Annotated in this window: 16 protein-coding genes; 14 read left to right on the forward strand and 2 right to left on the reverse strand. The window is 25.3% G+C overall.

Features of this window, described 5'->3' with window-relative positions:
- Nucleotides 1-207: 207 nt before the first annotated feature.
- From ACERKK_RS04630 to ACERKK_RS04670, 9 genes are all read left to right on the forward strand, one after another.
- Nucleotides 208-648 (forward strand): cache domain-containing protein, encoded by a 441-nt coding sequence (locus ACERKK_RS04630; protein ID WP_373771910.1) that lies wholly within the window; start codon nt 208-210, stop codon nt 646-648.
- 113 nt (nt 649-761) lie between these two features.
- Nucleotides 762-2,627, forward strand: a complete 1,866-nt coding sequence (locus ACERKK_RS04635; RefSeq protein WP_373771911.1) for a methyl-accepting chemotaxis protein — start codon at nt 762-764, stop codon at nt 2,625-2,627.
- 67 nt (nt 2,628-2,694) lie between these two features.
- Nucleotides 2,695-3,192 (forward strand): hypothetical protein, encoded by a 498-nt coding sequence (locus tag ACERKK_RS04640; protein WP_373771912.1) that lies wholly within the window; start codon nt 2,695-2,697, stop codon nt 3,190-3,192.
- Between the two features lie 2 nt (nt 3,193-3,194).
- Nucleotides 3,195-3,386, forward strand: coding sequence for a YwbE family protein (locus ACERKK_RS04645; protein WP_373771913.1), 192 nt, complete (start codon nt 3,195-3,197; stop codon nt 3,384-3,386).
- A gap of 209 nt (nt 3,387-3,595) precedes the next feature.
- Nucleotides 3,596-3,970: a 30S ribosomal protein S12 gene (gene rpsL, locus ACERKK_RS04650; RefSeq protein WP_076088232.1), complete on the forward strand. Its 375-nt coding sequence runs from the start codon at nt 3,596-3,598 to the stop codon at nt 3,968-3,970.
- Between the two features lie 16 nt (nt 3,971-3,986).
- Nucleotides 3,987-4,454 carry a 30S ribosomal protein S7 gene (gene rpsG, locus ACERKK_RS04655; protein ID WP_373771914.1) on the forward strand — a complete coding sequence of 156 codons (468 nt, stop codon included), beginning with the start codon at nt 3,987-3,989 and terminating at the stop codon, nt 4,452-4,454.
- A gap of 9 nt (nt 4,455-4,463) precedes the next feature.
- Nucleotides 4,464-6,572 (forward strand): elongation factor G, encoded by a 2,109-nt coding sequence (gene fusA / locus ACERKK_RS04660; RefSeq protein WP_373771915.1) that lies wholly within the window; start codon nt 4,464-4,466, stop codon nt 6,570-6,572.
- 198 nt (nt 6,573-6,770) lie between these two features.
- Entirely contained in the window at nt 6,771-7,637 is an 867-nt protein-coding gene (locus tag ACERKK_RS04665) for an NAD(+)/NADH kinase (RefSeq protein WP_373771916.1), read from the forward strand.
- A 3-nt stretch (nt 7,638-7,640) separates the two neighbouring features.
- Entirely contained in the window at nt 7,641-9,179 is a 1,539-nt protein-coding gene (locus ACERKK_RS04670) for an AAA family ATPase (RefSeq protein WP_373771917.1), read from the forward strand.
- Between the two features lie 29 nt (nt 9,180-9,208).
- Here the strand turns inward: ACERKK_RS04670 and ACERKK_RS04675 are convergent, their stop codons facing one another.
- The gene (locus ACERKK_RS04675) at nt 9,209-9,931 is read right to left on the reverse strand and encodes a response regulator transcription factor (RefSeq protein WP_373771918.1); all 723 of its coding nucleotides are present in this window, start codon (nt 9,929-9,931) and stop codon (nt 9,209-9,211) included.
- Between the two features lie 143 nt (nt 9,932-10,074).
- On the opposite strand from ACERKK_RS04675, the gene ACERKK_RS04680 reads away from it, so the two are divergent.
- The 5 genes from ACERKK_RS04680 to ACERKK_RS04700 all read left to right on the forward strand — a co-directional run bounded on the left by ACERKK_RS04680 (nt 10,075) and on the right by ACERKK_RS04700 (nt 17,633).
- Entirely contained in the window at nt 10,075-12,843 is a 2,769-nt protein-coding gene (locus ACERKK_RS04680) for a response regulator (protein WP_373771919.1), read from the forward strand.
- 64 nt (nt 12,844-12,907) lie between these two features.
- Nucleotides 12,908-13,291, forward strand: coding sequence for a response regulator (locus ACERKK_RS04685; protein WP_373771920.1), 384 nt, complete (start codon nt 12,908-12,910; stop codon nt 13,289-13,291).
- Nucleotides 13,292-13,301: 10 nt separating this feature from the next.
- Nucleotides 13,302-14,381, forward strand: coding sequence for a substrate-binding domain-containing protein (locus ACERKK_RS04690; protein WP_373771921.1), 1,080 nt, complete (start codon nt 13,302-13,304; stop codon nt 14,379-14,381).
- 65 nt (nt 14,382-14,446) lie between these two features.
- Entirely contained in the window at nt 14,447-16,495 is a 2,049-nt protein-coding gene (locus tag ACERKK_RS04695; protein WP_373771922.1) for a PAS domain-containing protein, read from the forward strand.
- Nucleotides 16,496-16,508: 13 nt separating this feature from the next.
- Nucleotides 16,509-17,633: a response regulator gene (locus ACERKK_RS04700; RefSeq protein ID WP_373771923.1), complete on the forward strand. Its 1,125-nt coding sequence runs from the start codon at nt 16,509-16,511 to the stop codon at nt 17,631-17,633.
- A 29-nt stretch (nt 17,634-17,662) separates the two neighbouring features.
- Here the strand turns inward: ACERKK_RS04700 and ACERKK_RS04705 are convergent.
- Nucleotides 17,663-17,925: hypothetical protein (locus tag ACERKK_RS04705; RefSeq protein WP_373771924.1), on the reverse strand; the 263-nt coding region annotated here is incomplete at its 5' end.

Below are 17,925 nucleotides of genomic sequence, written 5' to 3' on the forward strand. Positions count from 1 at the left end.
CTTACAAAGAAAAGGTTTAAATACATTTGAAAATAAAGAGGTTTTTTGTAAAAGCTGTGGGAAATAAATAATAATAGTATTCTCTATATATGAATAATTATAAGTAAAATTAAATTAAGATTATAAAAAATTATATATAATCTTAAGATTATATTAATTTTTATTATGTAAATATATAAAACTTTAAAAGCAAAAAAGGAAATTATCATGAGTAAATTAGTTAAATTAGGCGCTTCAGTTTTATTAAGTATTTCATTCGCATATGCATCAACTCCAGCAGAAGTTGAAGCTTTTGTTAAAAGTGGTGCAGACTATTGTAAAAAAGTTGGTGTAGAGGCATGTTTAAATGAATTTAACGATAATAACGGTAAATTTATTAAAGGTGATTTATACATTTTTGCAGAAGATTTTAATGGTGTGATTACTGCTCATCCTAAAAAACCTATTAAAGGTAAAAATCTATTTAGATATAAAGATAAAGCTGGTAATCAATTATTCAAAGAATTTATTGACAAAGTTAAAGCTGATGGTTCTGGTTGGGTTGATTATGTATGGGCTCATCCTACAACAGGAAAACAAACAGCAAAAACATCATTTGTAATGGGTATTGGAAATGACAATTTAATTGGTGCTGGTATTTATAAATAGTATCTTTTGCTCTTGATAATATATCAAGAGCATTTGTTTATTAACTTAAGTAAATATTGTTTATTTAATTTAATAAATAGATTTTAAGAAAATAATTTAAATAGGAATAAAATATGATTGGAATAAATAATTTGAAAATAGGAAGTAAAATATTAATTGCACCTGCAATTTCTGTAATATTTCTTATTATATTTGTAATATTTTCTAATAATGCACTTAATACAAATAAATCTACATTTAAAGATATTGTTGAAGTTAAATTTGCTTTATACAAAGCCAGTAGTAAATTGTTAATCGATGTTGATTTATATAATTCAGTTTTATATAAAGTTTTTAACTATGCGACAGATGGTTATGAGCAATCTCAAATTGATGAACAATTAGAAGTATTAGCAAAAATCAGAAAAACAATGATTAAAGATATGAAAATATTAATTAGCACTAAACATCTTGACCCTAAGATATTAAAAAGTATTGAAAACAATATTAAAGAGTATAACTTAACAGTTGATGATGCTATTGACATGTTAAGTGTTGATGTGGGTATGGCAACACCAATGTTATCAGTAACTGATGAAGTATTTGAAAAAATCAATAAAGAGTTAGTTCATATTTATAACATTGTAGATAATGAAAATAAAGAAGCTTATGATAGTGCTTTAATTCAAATTGATAACACATTATATACATTATATACATTATCAATTATTGCTATTGTATTATCATTATTTGTAATATTTATTGTTGTTAATTCTATAAAAAAACCATTATTAAAGTTCCAAGAAGGTTTATTAGAATTCTTTAAATATATGAATAGAGAAAAAGAAGAAGTTAATTTAATTGATTTAAATACAAAAGATGAATTAGGTGAAATGGCTACAGTAATAAATAATAATATTACTAAAATACAATTATCAATAGAAAAAGATAGATCACTTGTAGATGGTGCTATTTCTTGTGCGAATAAAGCAAAAAAGGGATATTTAAATGCAAGAATTAAAGGTGAACCTTCAAATCCTGCATTAAATGAATTAAAACATGTTATTAATGAAATGTTAGAAGCAGTTGAAGAAAATATAAAAAGTGCAATGGTAGTTTTATCAAAATATTCTAATTATGATTATAGAGCAAGTATTGATATTTCTGGTATGCATGGTGAATTAAAAGATTTATGTGAAGATGTAAATAGTTTAGGTTCAGCAATTAGCTCAATGTTGGTTGAGAACAGAAAAATTGGTTTACTTTTATCTGATAATTCAGATGTATTATCTCAAAATGTTAATAATTTAACAGATTCTGCAAATAGACAAGCTGCAAGTTTAGAACAAACAGCAGCTGCAATTGAACAAATTACATCAAATATGCAAGAAAGTTCTAAAAATATTTTTGATATGACAACTTTTGCAAATGAAGTATCAAGTTCTGTTTCAGTAGGGCAAGAACTAGCTTCTAAAACTGCATTATCTATGGATGATATAAATGAGCAAACACGAGCAATTGCTGATTCAATTACTATTATTGATCAAATTGCATTCCAAACAAATATTCTTTCACTTAATGCTGCTGTTGAAGCTGCAACTGCTGGAGAAGCAGGAAAAGGCTTTGCTGTAGTTGCTCAAGAGGTTAGAAACCTTGCAAGTAGATCAGCAGAAGCTGCAAAAGAGATTAAAAACTTAGTTGAAAATGCAACTGCAAAAGCAGATGATGGAAAAAATATTTCTGCAAATATGATTGAAGGTTATGAAAAACTTAATAATAATATTCATAGTACTTTAGAATTAATTAATAGTGTTTCTTCATCATCAAAAGAACAGTTCTCAGCAATGGAGCAAATAAATGAAACTGTTAATAAACTTGATGAAGTAACACAGGAAAATGCAGCAACAGCAAGTGAAGCAAATAAAGTAGCTAAAGAAGTAAATACTATTGCTGTACAAGTTGTTTCTCATACTAATGAAAAAGAGTTTATAGGAAAATAAATCGTTAAAATAAAAATATTTGAAGTATTTAGATATACTTTCAAATATAAAATATAATCGGAGTAACATGATTTTTAATGATTTAGAATTAGAAACAAAAAAAGAACTACATAAAGAACTTACAACTTATGCAAACAGTATTGGTGGAATTAACTATTTTCTTTCAATGTTAGAAGAAATTAGAAAAGAAAAACCAAACTGTTTATTAAATAAAACTGCAACATTTCCTTATTCACAAGGTAAAATATCTTGGAATAAATCTATTTATAAAGATACATTAACATTACTTTTTTCAGCAATGAGAAAAGAAGAAAAAGATGGTGATATGTTATCAGGTATTAGTACAAATGATTACAGAAATACTATGAATATGATGAAAACTTTAAAGCCTGTTGGACTTACAATTAGACCAAAGAATTCTGAAGATGGAGAAGGATTCTCTTTTTCAATTTTAGATGCAAGTCAAAGTAAAAAAACAAAAGTTTCATTAATTTTTAAAATTATCTTTTTTTATAATGTAGATTTTGCAAAAAATGTTTTAACTTACGAAAATACTCAAGGTTAATTATGGATCCAAAGAAAAGATTTTGTATTAAACAAGGCCTAAAAGTTAATATTGTTTTAAAACAAGATCAACGAAGTGGAAAACTAACACAAGGTATTGTAAAAAATATACTTACAAACTCTCCTACACATCCACATGGAATAAAAGTAAGACTTATGGATGGTCAAGTTGGACGTGTTCAAGAAATTTTATAAGCTTATAAACTTTTTATAAGCTTACTTTCAGTATAATCTGCCTACTTTTTAGAAAACCTACTTGTTTCTCTAGAATGGAAGTATCGTTTCAACTTATGTTGAAGTCAAACGAGAAGCATGAGCATTGCTTTAATTGCTCTAACCAAATAAATAGAGAGTCTTACATATTTTATATTACAGATTGCTCTACAACATATCAAAGGGAAAGAATGCCAACTATCAATCAACTTGTTAGAAAAGAGCGAAAAAGAGTGATTAAGAAATCTAAATCACCTGCATTAGACAAATGTCCACAAAGAAGAGGAGTTTGTACAAGAGTATATACTACAACTCCAAAAAAACCTAACTCGGCTTTAAGAAAAGTTGCAAAAGTTAGATTAACTACTGGTTTTGAAGTTATTTCATACATTGGTGGAGAAGGTCATAACCTTCAAGAACACTCGATTGTTCTAGTAAGAGGGGGTAGAGTTAAAGATTTACCTGGTGTTAAGTATCACGTTGTTAGAGGTGCTTTAGATACTGCTGGTGTTGCTAACAGAACTGTTGCAAGATCTAAATACGGTACTAAAAAGCCAAAGAAATAAGTAGAAGGATAATAAAATGAGAAGAAGAAAAGCTCCAGTTAGAGAAATAATGGCTGATCCTATCTACAATAGTAAAGTGATCACAAAGTTTATTAATACAGTTATGTTAGATGGTAAAAAATCTACAGCTCAAAAAATCATGTATGGTGCAATTGCAAACTTAGATACAAGAGGTGAAGAATCTGGTATTGAAGTTTTTGAAAAAGCAATTGAAAATGTTAAACCACTTTTAGAAGTTAAATCTAGAAGAGTTGGTGGAGCTACATACCAAGTACCTGTTGAAGTTAGACCTGTAAGAAGACAAACTTTAGCATTAAGATGGTTAGTTGATGCTGCTAGAAAAAGAAATGAAAGAACTATGGTTGAAAGATTAGCTAACGAATTATTCGAATGTGCTAATGATAGAGGCGCTTCTTTCAAGAAAAAAGAAGATATGCATAGAATGGCCGAAGCTAATAAAGCATTCGCTCATTACAGATGGTAGGAAATTAAGATGGCAAGAAAAACACCACTTAATAGACTTAGAAACATTGGTATTGCTGCTCATATTGATGCTGGTAAAACAACAACTACTGAAAGAATTTTATTTTACACAGGTCGTGAGCATAAAATCGGTGAGGTTCATGATGGTGCTGCTACTATGGACTGGATGGAACAAGAGCAAGAAAGAGGTATTACAATTACTTCTGCTGCTACAACTTGTAACTGGACTCACCCAAAAACAAATGAAGAGTTAATGATTAACATCATTGACACTCCAGGTCACGTTGACTTTACTATTGAAGTTGAAAGATCTATGAGAGTTCTTGATGGTGCTGTTGCCGTATTCTGTTCAGTTGGTGGGGTTCAACCACAATCTGAAACAGTTTGGAGACAAGCGAACAAATATAGAGTTCCAAGAATGATTTTTGTTAATAAAATGGATAGAACTGGTGCTGATTTCTTTAACGTTGAAAAGCAAGTTGCTGAAAGACTTAAAGCTAATCCTGTTCCTATTCAAATTCCTATTGGTGCTGAAGAAAACTTCGCTGGTGTTGTTGACTTAGTATCTATGAAAGCAATCGTTTGGGATCAAGATGCTGCAATGGGTTCAAACTACCATGTTGAAGAAATTCCTGCAAACTTACAAGAGCAAGCAGAAGAATACAGAGAAAAAATGGTAGAAGCTGCTGCTGAGCAAGTTGAAGAATACATGGAAAAATACCTTGAAGGTGAAGAACTTACTGAAGAGGAAATTGTTATCGGTCTTAAAAAAGGTTGTTTAGCAATGGAAATTACTCCAATGACTTGTGGTACTGCATTTAAAAACAAAGGTGTTCAAACTTTACTTGACGCTGTTGCTATGTATATGCCTTCTCCATTAGAAGTTGAAGATATTAGAGGTGAAACTCAAGATGGTGAATCTGTAATTGTTCCTTCAACTGATGATGGTGAAGTTGCAGCATTAGCATTTAAAATTATGACAGATCCATTTGTTGGTCAGTTAACATTTACTAGAGTTTATAGAGGTATCTTACAATCAGGTACTTACGTACAAAACTCTACTAAAATGAAAAAAGAAAGAATCGGAAGACTTCTTAAGATGCATGCTATCAAAAGAGAAGAAGTTACTGAATTATACGCTGGAGAAATCGGAGCTGTTGTTGGACTTAAAAATACAATTACAGGTGATACTTTAGCTTCTGAAAAAGATCCAGTTATCTTAGAAAGAATGGATTTCCCAGAACCAGTTATTTCTGTTGCAGTTGAGCCAAAAACTAAAGCTGACCAAGAAAAAATGGGTATTGCATTAGGTAAATTAGCTCAAGAAGATCCATCATTTAGAGTTGCAACTGATGAAGAATCTGGACAAACTATTATTTCAGGAATGGGTGAATTACACCTTGAAATTCTTGTTGATAGAATGAAAAGAGAATTCTCTGTTGAAGCTGAAGTTGGTGCTCCTCAAGTTGCATATAGAGAAACTATTAAAAACGCAATTAAGCAAGAATACAAATACGCTAAGCAATCTGGTGGAAAAGGTCAATATGGTCATGTTTACTTAAGCATTAACCCATTACCAGCTGATTCTGAAGATAACTTCATCTTCCATAATGACATCAAAGGTGGTTCTGTACCAAAAGAATACATCCCTGCTGTTCAAAAAGGTTGTGAAGAAGCTATGGCTGGTGGTATCTTAGCTGGTTACCCAATGGTTAACATTGAAGTATCTTTATATGACGGTTCTTACCATGACGTTGATTCATCTGAAATGGCATTTAAACTTGCTGCTTCTATGGGATTCAAAAAAGGTTGTAGAACAGACGCTGCTCAACCTGTAATTCTTGAACCAATTATGAAAGTTGAAATTGAAACTCCTGAAGATTATATGGGAGATGTTATCGGTGACGTTAACAAAAGAAGAGGACAAATTCAATCTATGGATGATAGAGCTGGTGTTAAACTAGTTGTAGCAATGATTCCATTAGCTGAAATGTTCGGTTATTCTACTGACTTAAGATCTATGTCTCAAGGTAGAGCAACATATTCTATGATTTTTGATAACTACTTAGACGTTCCAAAAAACGTTTCTGATGAAATTATTAAAAAGAGAAATGGTTAATCAACTTAATTAAGATTGATTTTCACTCTTAAGTAACTATTTTTCATTAAAGCCTCGATATTTTATCGAGGCTTTTTTTTTGCAAATTTTCTGCTTACTATCTATATAAATACTCTAAAATATTACAAATTGAAATTATAATCCTGCTTAAAATATTATTATGATAAAATTCATCAATATTAAAAAAGGGATAATAGTTTGAGAATAAATGAGAAAACTGAATTATTAAATAATCCTACAAAAGCTGGAATTATTTTAAAACCTTCAAGTCCAGAATTAAAAGCATCATATATTAAAATAAAAGAGTTATTTTCAAATATTGGTATTGATGTTGTTTTAGAAAGTAACTCTGCTACTATGATAAAAGAAAAAGGAATATCTTTACATAAACTTTGTACAGAAGTTGATTTTTTAGTATCTGTTGGTGGAGATGGTACTTTACTTTCTGTTGTAAGAAAATCATTTAATTTTGATAAACCAGTTTTGGGTATTAATCTTGGAACATTGGGCTTTTTAACTGATATTAATATGGATGAATTAGAAAAGTTCTTAAATGATTTTAAATCTGATAATTATAGAATTGACAATCGTATGATGGTTGAAGGTACTTTAAATTTAAATAATTTTGTTGCTTTTAATGATATTGTAATTTCAAGAAAATCAATTTCATCTATGCTTTCTATTGATGCTAAAATTGATGGTAAACCTTTTAATTCTTATTATGGTGATGGTGTTATTATTTCAACTCCTAGTGGTTCTACTGCTTATAATTTATCAGCAGGTGGCCCTTTAGTTTATCCTCTAACAGAAGCTTTTATTATAACTCCTGTTGCTCCACATTCTTTAACACAAAGACCTCTTGTAATGCCTGCAGATTTTGAAATAGAGTTTACAATATCAGATAGTCAAGGTGCTGTTATTATTGTAGATGGTCAAGATATATATGAAGTTGAGCAAAATGAATCTATTAAAATTAAAATTGCAAGTAAAAAAGCAAAAATGATACATAGAATTGAGCGAAACTATTTTGATGTTTTAAATGAAAAACTTAGATGGGGAAATTAATATATGATAAATAGAATATATTTAAAAGATTGTTTATCTTTTAAAGAAGTAGATGCAGAATTCTCTCATGGTCTTAATGTTTTTACAGGTCCAAGTGGTGCTGGTAAATCAATATTAATGCAAGCTATTTTATCTTTATTTTCATTAGGTGATGTAAAACAAAACTTAGGTGAAGTTTTATTAAGTGATACAAAAATTGAAAATGATGTATTTGCTATTGATAAAGATGATGACATAATTATAAAAACAATTAAAAAAGAAAAAGTAAGATTTTTTCTCAATAATCAAACAATATCAAGAAAAAACTTAAATGAATTTTCTAATAATCTAATCAAACATTTAAACCTAAAAGATACATCAGATTTTAATAGTTCAAAACTTATACTTTTTCTTGATAAGCTAACGCTATTAAAGAAAAAAGAGTTTAAAGATATTAAACAAAAATTTAATACTTCTTATCTTGAATTATCAAATATTACTAAACAATTAAAAAAAATATCAGATGATGAATCAAAGCTTGAAGAATTAAAAGAGTTTGCTAAATTTGAAATAGAAAAAATTGAGAATATTAATCCAAGTGTTGATGAATATGAAGAGTTGAATTTTTTAAAAAGAAAACTTGCAAAAAAAGACAAAATAGAAGATGCTATAAAAAAATCAACTGGAATTTTAGAGTTTAATCAAAGTGTCTCTACTGTTTTAGAACTATTAGAGCTTGATTCAAATTTCTTTGATGAAACAATGAATGAATTAACAAGTATATTTGAAAACTTTAATGATTCTTTATATGAATTAGAAGATATTGATATTGAAAATGTATTAGATAGAATTGAAAAATTATCAGCACTTCAAAAAAGATTTGGTTCTATTAAAGAGGCATTAGAATATAAAGAGCAAAAAAAGATTGAATTAGATTCTTATGAAAATATCTCATTTGAAAAATCTATTTTGGAAAAAAAATATAAAACACTTAGTGAAGAAATAAATATTTTAGCAAAAGAGCTTACTTTATATAGACAAGAATCCTCAAGTATATTAGAAAAGAAAATAAATGAATATTTAAAATCTTTATATCTAAGCAATGCAAAAATAAATATCAATACTAAAAACTTAGATGCCACAGGAGTTGATGAAATTGTTTTTGAACTTAATGGTGTAGATTTATCAACTATTAGTTCAGGTGAATACAATAGATTAAGACTTGCCTTACTTACTTCAATGAGTGAATTTGATATTGTTGATAATGGTGTTCTTTTTTTAGATGAAATTGATGCAAATTTAAGTGGAAAAGAGAGTGATGCAATTGCAAATGTTCTTTTTAAACTTTCAAAATCATATCAAATTTTTGCTATTTCTCATCAGCCACAATTAACATCAACAGCACACCAACATTTTTTAGTTGATAAAAAAAATGGAATATCAACAGTAAGTTTATTAGATAAAAAACAAACTATTAATGAAATTGCAAGAATGATAAGTGGTGAAAAAATTACAAATGAAGCCTTGGAATTTGCAAAAAATATTATAAATAAAGAAGAGTAAATCCTTCTTTTTTATATATTGAGTTTAAATTACTGGATAATTATTTTATAACCTTCACCATATATTGATTTTACTAAACTTGTATGTAGTTTATTTTTTAATTTTGTTACAATATTTCTTATTCTTTTATTATCATAATTACAATTTTCAAATATCGTATCTTCTAAAATCTCAGAACTACAAATACCACCTTTTGCATTAATAAGAGTTTTTAAAAAGAGTCTTTCATTTTTTGTTAGTTCTATTTCTACTTCATTTTTATATAAACAATTTTTATGATTATTCCATTTATAATTATCTATTAATTCAATAAATACACTATTATCTTGTAAATCTAGTACTTTTTTAATTGCATTTATAATTGTTTGTAGATTATAAGGTTTTATTATATAATCTAAAATATTACATTTAATTGCTTCAAGTAAATAATTTTTATCATCATACGCTGATAATAATATTATAGGAATATTTTTATCTATATTTCTTATTCTTTTAGTCATATTAATACCATCACATATTGGCATTTCAATATCAGAAAAAATCATATCATATTTATATTTATTTTTAAGAAAGTAATCATAACCTTCTTTGCCATTATTCGCTAAATCAATATTTGAGAAAAGTACATCAAGCATTGTTTTTGTTGAAAACTGAACTTCTTCATTATCTTCAACATATAAAACTTGCATATTTTGAGTGTACTCTAATATTTGTTTTATTTCACAATTTGAAGTACTATAATCTTGATTCATACTATCTCCTTCTATAAATATCATTATAATATTACTATATAATAATATAAATAAATATACAATATTAATATAGTAGTTTAATTTAAAGTCATTTTAAAGTCTTTTCTAATGTAAAATAATCTTATTATACAAAAGGATTTATTTTGCAAATAACGAAAGATCAAATCAATAATATGAAGATTAAAACAAAAAAGCTTAATGTATTAATTGTAGATGATGACATAGGAGCATTAAATCAAGTCGATATTATGTGCAAAGAATTATTTAAAACAATTACTTTAGCAAATGATGGTTTAGAAGCTATAATAAAATATAAAGATTTTTTAGATAAAAATGATAATACTTTTGATTTAGTTCTAACTGATATTAATATGCCAGAAATAAATGGTTTAGAACTTTCAGAAAAAATAAAAAAAATAAATCCAAATCAACAAATATTAATTATGTCTGCATATAATGACTCTTTTTTACTTCAAAAAATTATAAATAGTGGGATTAATACTTATATACATAAACCTATTCAATTTGATCAATTTTTTACTGCAATTTTTAAATTAACTAATATTTACTTTTCAAATAAAGAGTATGAATTAACTAAAAATAAGACAATTAATCTAAATAAAGAGTTGATGTCAAGAATGCAAGGATATAACTCTTTAAGTTTGTCTTTTAGTATAGATAATAATGGAATAATTACTTTTGTAAGTGATAAGTTACTAGAAATAATTTCATATGAAAAAGAAGATTTACTTGGTGAAAATATTAGAATTTTAATACACCCTGATATCCAAGAAGATTTATTAAAAAAGTTATGGAAGATAATTAAAACAGGTAGCATTTGGCGAGGTCGTATACAAAATATTACCAAGAAAAAAAGAAATTTTTGGACTAATACTACTATTGGACCATATTTTGATGAATTCAATAAAATCATAGGATATTATTTTATTCTTGAAGATATAACTGCTCAAGTTAATACAAATGAATTATATGACAAAATCAATTTATTACTTAATAACGTTAATGAAGGTTTTTTACTTTTTAATAAAGATTTTGAAATAAATAGAGGTTATTCTATTAAATGTATTAGTATTTTTAATCAAGAGATTATAGAAGGTCAAAATGTATCACAAATGTTATTTTCAGATATAAAAAAGAGAAATCTATTTGAAAAGATTATATTAGAAATTTATGAGAGTTCTAGTGATTTATCAATTGATTTACTATTTTCACTATTGCCAAAATATACATATTTAAATGATAGATATATTGAAATAAGATATAAATTTTTGGATAATAAACTATTTATGCTTATTTTAAAAGATGCAACAGAAAGAAAAAAATTAGAAAAAGAGTTAAAAAGAAAAGAACAATATCAAAAAATGCTTATTTCAATCGTATCTAATAATAATGATTTTATTGATATCAAACTAGCTTTTGAAATTCTACTTAAAACTCTTTATAAGGATACTACTAACACAATATTTCTTCCTACATATATTATTGATTTAAAAAGAGAACTACATACTTTTAAAGGTTTATTTTTACAAATAAATTTTGTATATACGCCAAACTCTATACATGAACTTGAATCAAAGATTGAAGATAATTTATTAATAAATAACTATGTTTTTACGTTAAATTATTGTGAAAATATTTTATTAAACTTTAGAAAAGATATTGAGATAATTACACATATGTTAGGTGAAAATTATATCTTAGAGCAAGAAAAATTATATGATAATTCTAAGGTTTTAACAAAAATAAAAGATGATATTTTAAATATTGTAGTTGATCCAAAACATATAAATTTTAAACTTCAAGATATTGCTTCTAAAATAGAATCAATGACATATTTAAATCTTTATAATTTATTATCAAAGTATATTCCTGTAATTGAAGATTTATCAGTTATGTTAAATAAGTCAATTAATTCATTTGTCATTACAGGAGATAAAAATCTAAAAGTGCCACCATTTTTTATAAATATTTATCGTAATTTAATACATTTATTAAGAAATTCAATTGATCATGGTATAGAAGATGAAAATACTAGATTATTAAGAAATAAAGATCCTAAAGGTAATATAAGCTGTGATTTTAATTATGATAATGGTTTTTTATTTTTAAAAATTAGTGATGATGGTAATGGAATTAATCTTTATGAATTAAAGAAAAAGGCACTTGAAAAAAATATTTACAATGAGTATGAAATTAATAATATTAGTGAAAAAGAGTTGCTTTTTTTAATTTTTGAAGATGGATTTTCAACTAAAGAATCAGCAACAAATATTTCAGGAAGAGGAATAGGTAATAGTTCTTTTAAGCAAGAACTTGAAATGATAAATGGAAAGATTGAAATTATAAATAAAGAAGAAGAGGGCTTAAGCTATATTCTAAAAATACCTATGGAAAATATTTCAAATACAAATATTTTAAATAATGCATTAGAAGATTGTATTGATGTTGCTGATATTGTAATTGAAAAAACTAAAAACTTTTTAGTTAATGATTTAAATCTTGATATTATTGATTCAAGATATTGTAATAATACAAATTTTGAAAATAAAATAAATACCTTTATAAACTTTACTAGTAATCAAAACTTTATATTTTGTTTTTCTTGCTCTACTTTAATTTTAAAAACATTTTTTTCATTATTACCATCTTTAGATGAAAATTTTGAAGAGTATAAAGAAGATCTTGCAAAGGAGTTTATTAATACAATTATAGGTTTAGCTATACAAGATTTACCATTAATAAGCAAAACTGGAACTTTAGATGTTCCTTATTTATTAAATAGTGTTGAGACGTACGATAAACACTATAATAAAAATTATAAAATTATTCAGAATATTATTCAAACAAATATTGGAAATATAAATTGTAGTTTACTTGTTGAATCTAAATAGTGAAGTCTTTTCATAGTCTTTTTGTAGTTATACTTTTAATATAGAGATTTCAAAGGAGGAAACTATGAGAGTTCTAATAGTTGATGATTCAAGAATAATCAGAAATGGCTTAAAAAATATTTTTTTATTTTTAGGACACAATGTAATTGGAGAAGCAGTAACAGGTTTTGAAGCAATAAATATGTACAAAACACTTTCACCTGATTTAGTAACAATGGATATATCTATGCCAATGAGACAAGGTATAAAAGATGGTGTTAGTGCATTAAAAGAGATAATTGACTTAGATCCTAATGCAAAAGTTATTATGGTGACTTCTCATGGTGAAGAACATTTAGTTGTTGACTCTATAAAACTAGGTGCAAAGGGTTATATTTTAAAACCTATAACTGAAGAGAAAGTTATTAATTCAATAGAAAAAATTTTTCCAGATGATTGGATGAATTAAGGATTGTATTATGAAAATTATTCTACTTATTCTTTTGCCCTTAACAATTTTAATGAGTACTATTAATAGTAAGCTTTTTCTCGAAGGCAATAATAGTAAAAATATTCAAGAAGAAAAAATTATCAATGATTTTAAGAAATTAGTTGAGCAAAAAAGTATTCCTCTTAATAAAGTACAAGATAAAGAAATTCTTATTTATATGATTTATCCAGGTTCACAAATATCAGATTACTGGAGAAGAAGTAAAATATCTTTTGAAAAAAGACTAAAAGAATTAAACATTAAGTATAAATTAGTAGATTATTTTTTTGATTCTTCAAAAAATAAAAGAGAAGATATTTATCTTTATAATGCATTGCAAGATTCAACAGATTATATAATATTCACTCTTGATGCTAAAAAACATATTAAATTTATTGAAACAATCCTAAGTAAAGATAAACCAAAATTAATATTGCAAAATATAACTAAACCTATAAAAGGCTTAGCTAAACAACCACTTATATATGATGGCTTTGATCATAATATTGGCTCTGTTATTCTTGCAAAAGAGTATTTAAAAAGAGTCGGTGGATCTGGTAAATATGGAATTTTATATGGAACAGTTGGTTATGTAAGTACTCAAAGAGGTGATAGCTTTAAAGAATATATAAATGAAAATAGTAATTTAAAGTTAGCAGATAGTTACTATACTGGATTTAATAAAGCTAAGGCAAAAGAGACTACAAAAGATTTATTAGATAATCATAAAGATATTAATTTTATTTATGCTTGTTCAACTGATATTGCCCTAGGTGCTGTTGAGGTTTTAGAGGAAAGAGGATTAATTGGAAAAGTATTAGTTAATGGTTGGGGTGGTGGAAGTGCTGAGCTAAAATCAATTCAAGAAAGAAAATTAAATTTTACAGTTATGAGAATTAATGATGATAATGGTGTAGCTATGGCAGAAGCAATTAAATTAGATATTTCAAATAACTCAAATAAAATTCCTCAAGTATATTCAGGAGATTTTAAATTAATTACTCAAGAAACAGATAAGTTTCAGTTATTGAAAATAAAAGAAAAAGCATTTAGGTATTCAGGACTTTGATTATGAAATCAGTAAAATTAAGCACATTATTTAATCTTTTATATTTTTTGCCATTGCTTATAATAATGGCAATTTTATTTCTTTGGCAATTTAATTTAATAAAGAATTACCATTATGAAGATTTAAATAATCTTTTTGAGCAATCTGAAAAGATTGTAGTAAATAATCTTGAAAAACATAAAACATATATAAAAAAAGAGCTTTTATCAAATATTATTAATAGGACAGATTTTAATAATATGGATTTTGAGAATATAGATTTTTTATTTATAGCAAAAAATAAAAAGATATTAAAAATAAAAGGCTTTTCTTTAATGGTTGATGTTAATAGAATAGCAAATAAAATAATAAGAGAACATACAGATGATTTTAATTTAATCCATAAAATCACAATTGATAATGTACCATATTTTATGCTTATAAATAAAGAAAAAATTATTAGCGAAAAATTTGGAAAAGTTGAAGGAGAGGTATATGGTGTTTCAATTTTAAATCATAATTTAAGTCTTATTCGTGATATTAAAAGCAATAGTAATTTAGATGCATTAATGTTAATTGATAATAATACATTAGTATCATCATCTTTAAATATTAATATAAATAAAATACTAACAAATAAAAATAATATATGTGAAAAAAGAATGCTAAAACATAAAAATTGTAAAGACTTCTTCTATATTGAAACTGATGAAAAAGAAAAATATCTATTTAGAAAAGAGGTGTTTATTTCTAATGATTTAGGAGAATTGGAATTATATTTTTTTATTAAATCAAATAAATATGAAGAAAAAATCAAAAGGTTTATAAATGAAACTATTGTAATGTTTTTAATATTAACATTACTTGGAACAGTTATATTTTTTGTGATTCATTATAAATTGATTTCGAAATTGTTTTATTTACAAAATTATATTAAAAAATCTTTTATAAATCCAAGAGAAAAATATGAAAACTCAATGATAAAAGAGATAGATGAAATTGCATTAGAGTTTAAAACTTTGTTATTCAATAATATATCAGAAAAAGAGAGATTTGATTTAGCAATAAAAAGTTCAGAAAGTGCATTATGGGATTGGAACCCAAGAACAAATATTACTTATTATTCACAAAGATGGGGTGAAATTATAGGTTATGAAAGTAAAGAAATTACCAATAACTTTTATGAGTTTGAAAGTAGAATACATAAAGATGATTTAAAGTGTGTAATGCAAAAATTAAAAAAACATCTAAATGGGAAAACTGATACTTATGAAGCAGAATTTAGAATAAGACATAAAGATGGTCATTATATTTGGATTTATACAAAAGGAAAAGCACTTTTTAATAAAGGAAAAGCATATAGAGTAATTGGCTTTAATACAGATATGACTGAAAAAAAAGAGATGGAAAGAAAGTTACTTCAATCAGAAAAATTTGCAACAATGGGTGAAATGATTAGTATGATTGCACATCAATGGAGACAACCATTAAATTCTATTAGTTTAACAGCAAATAATATTAGATTTAAGTTAATGATGAATGATGAAATTGATAAGAATTTTATTAATAAAGAAATAGAATTAATATCAAGTTATTCTCAACATCTATCAAATACTATCGATGATTTTAGAAACTTTTTTAAAGAGAATAAAACAAAAATACAAACAAGTATTGAAGTTATTATCAATGAATCCTTAGAAATTATAAGAGATGCAATTCAAAGAAAGAATATTACGATTTCAACTGATTATTCTTGTAATAAACAAATAGAAATTTATTCAAATGAGTTAAAACAAGTAATTTTAAATCTTATGAAAAATTCAGAAGATGCACTACTTGAAAATGAAATAAAAGATGCATATATTAATATAAAAACAAGTGTACAAGATAAAAATTGTATCTTAGAAATAAAAGATAATGGAGGGGGAATACCTAGTAAATATTTATTAAAAATATTTGATCCTTATTTTTCAACTAAAAAAGAAAAAGAAGGTACAGGTTTAGGTTTATATATGTCAAAAATAATTGTTGAAGAGCATTGTAAAGGAAAATTAGAATTCAAAGTTTTAAAAAATGAAACTACAGCAATTGTAATGCTACCATTGAAAGAAGAGATTAAAAATAATGAATCATAAATAAGGATATGAGATGTTAAAAATAGATAACTTAAATGAGATAATAGAATTCTCAAAATCATTAAATGTATTATACGTTGAAGATAACGAAGAGACTAGTATTCAAGGTTTAAAGTTATTAAAAAACTTTTTTGATAATATCACTTTAGCATATAATGGATTAGAAGGTTTAAAGGAGTTTGAAGAGAATAGATTTGATTTAATATTAAGTGATATTAATATGCCTAAATTAGATGGATTAAGTATGATTGAAAAAATTAGAGAAAAAGATAGAAATATTAGTTGTTTAATAGTATCTGCTCATGATGAAACTTTACATTTTACACAGGCGATTAAATTAGGAGTAAATGGTTTTTTATTAAAGCCAATACAATATGAACTTTTTATTGAAACTATGGTCAAAGTTATTACAAGTATTCAAGTTACTAAAGCATTAAAAGATATTGAAGAAAAAAACAAGAAACTTTCTGTTTTAGCTCAAATGATGGATTCAATAGCTCATCAATGGAAACAACCATTAAGTTTAATTGCAATGGTACCTACAAATCTTGAAGCAAAAATACAAAATGGTATAGAAATAACAAATGAAGACATTACTTATTCTAATACTATTATTAAAAATCAAACAAATCATTTAATAGAAACAGTTAATGATTTTAGAACTTTTTTTCATCCAAGAGATGATGAAAAGATTGTAATTGTAAAAGATGTTATAACATCAGTTTTAAGTCTAATGCATGTTATTTTAGTAAAAGAAAATATAAATATTGAAACAACATATCCTAAAGATATAAAAATAAATATGATTCCTTCTGAATTAAAACATATTTTTATAAACTTAATAAATAACACAAAAGATGCATTTCTTGGAATAAAACGTAAACAAAATAAAAATATAAATATTGATATTAGTGAAAATGAAAATGAAGTTATTCTTGATTATAAAGATAATGCAGGAGGTATTGCTCTTAATATTATTGATAATATTTTTGATTTAGATTTTACAACTAAAGAAGAATATTTAGGTACGGGAACAGGTTTATATTTAGTAAAACAAATTGTAGAAAAATATGATGGAATAATTGAAGCAAAAAATATCAATGAAGGTATTAACTTTACAATTTATTTCAATAAGTAGGGTTGTACCACTGCAATTATTGAAATAACTTATAATCCTAGTTCATGTTCTTTATTATTTATAGAACTTATTAATTTATTAACAATTTTTACTTGACTATTTAATTCTTTTGTTAATTCAGCAATATCAGCATTTTTTAAATCTAGTTCTTCTGTTAATTTATTTAATTCTTCATCTACTTTATTTTTCTTTTCTCTTGTTTCTTTTTCATCTTTTATAACTTTTTTAATTTTAATAGTTGCTTTTTGTGAAATATCTTTTAACTTATCTTCAATTTCTTTAACTTCTTTGC

This window comes from Poseidonibacter sp. (assembly GCF_041821165.1).
In the GTDB taxonomy this organism is placed as follows: domain Bacteria; phylum Campylobacterota; class Campylobacteria; order Campylobacterales; family Arcobacteraceae; genus Poseidonibacter.

Coding starts and splice junctions, on each gene's coding strand:
- ACERKK_RS04630 (WP_373771910.1), top strand. CDS start 208: ATGAGTAAATTAGTTAAATTAGGCGCTTCAGTTTTATTAAGTATTTCA.
- ACERKK_RS04635 (WP_373771911.1), top strand. CDS start 762: ATGATTGGAATAAATAATTTGAAAATAGGAAGTAAAATATTAATTGCA.
- ACERKK_RS04640 (WP_373771912.1), top strand. CDS start 2,695: ATGATTTTTAATGATTTAGAATTAGAAACAAAAAAAGAACTACATAAA.
- ACERKK_RS04645 (WP_373771913.1), top strand. CDS start 3,195: ATGGATCCAAAGAAAAGATTTTGTATTAAACAAGGCCTAAAAGTTAAT.
- rpsL (WP_076088232.1), top strand. CDS start 3,596: ATGCCAACTATCAATCAACTTGTTAGAAAAGAGCGAAAAAGAGTGATT.
- rpsG (WP_373771914.1), top strand. CDS start 3,987: ATGAGAAGAAGAAAAGCTCCAGTTAGAGAAATAATGGCTGATCCTATC.
- fusA (WP_373771915.1), top strand. CDS start 4,464: ATGGCAAGAAAAACACCACTTAATAGACTTAGAAACATTGGTATTGCT.
- ACERKK_RS04670 (WP_373771917.1), top strand. CDS start 7,641: ATGATAAATAGAATATATTTAAAAGATTGTTTATCTTTTAAAGAAGTA.
- ACERKK_RS04675 (WP_373771918.1), bottom strand. CDS start 9,931: ATGAATCAAGATTATAGTACTTCAAATTGTGAAATAAAACAAATATTA.
- ACERKK_RS04685 (WP_373771920.1), top strand. CDS start 12,908: ATGAGAGTTCTAATAGTTGATGATTCAAGAATAATCAGAAATGGCTTA.
- ACERKK_RS04690 (WP_373771921.1), top strand. CDS start 13,302: ATGAAAATTATTCTACTTATTCTTTTGCCCTTAACAATTTTAATGAGT.
- ACERKK_RS04695 (WP_373771922.1), top strand. CDS start 14,447: ATGGCAATTTTATTTCTTTGGCAATTTAATTTAATAAAGAATTACCAT.
- ACERKK_RS04700 (WP_373771923.1), top strand. CDS start 16,509: ATGTTAAAAATAGATAACTTAAATGAGATAATAGAATTCTCAAAATCA.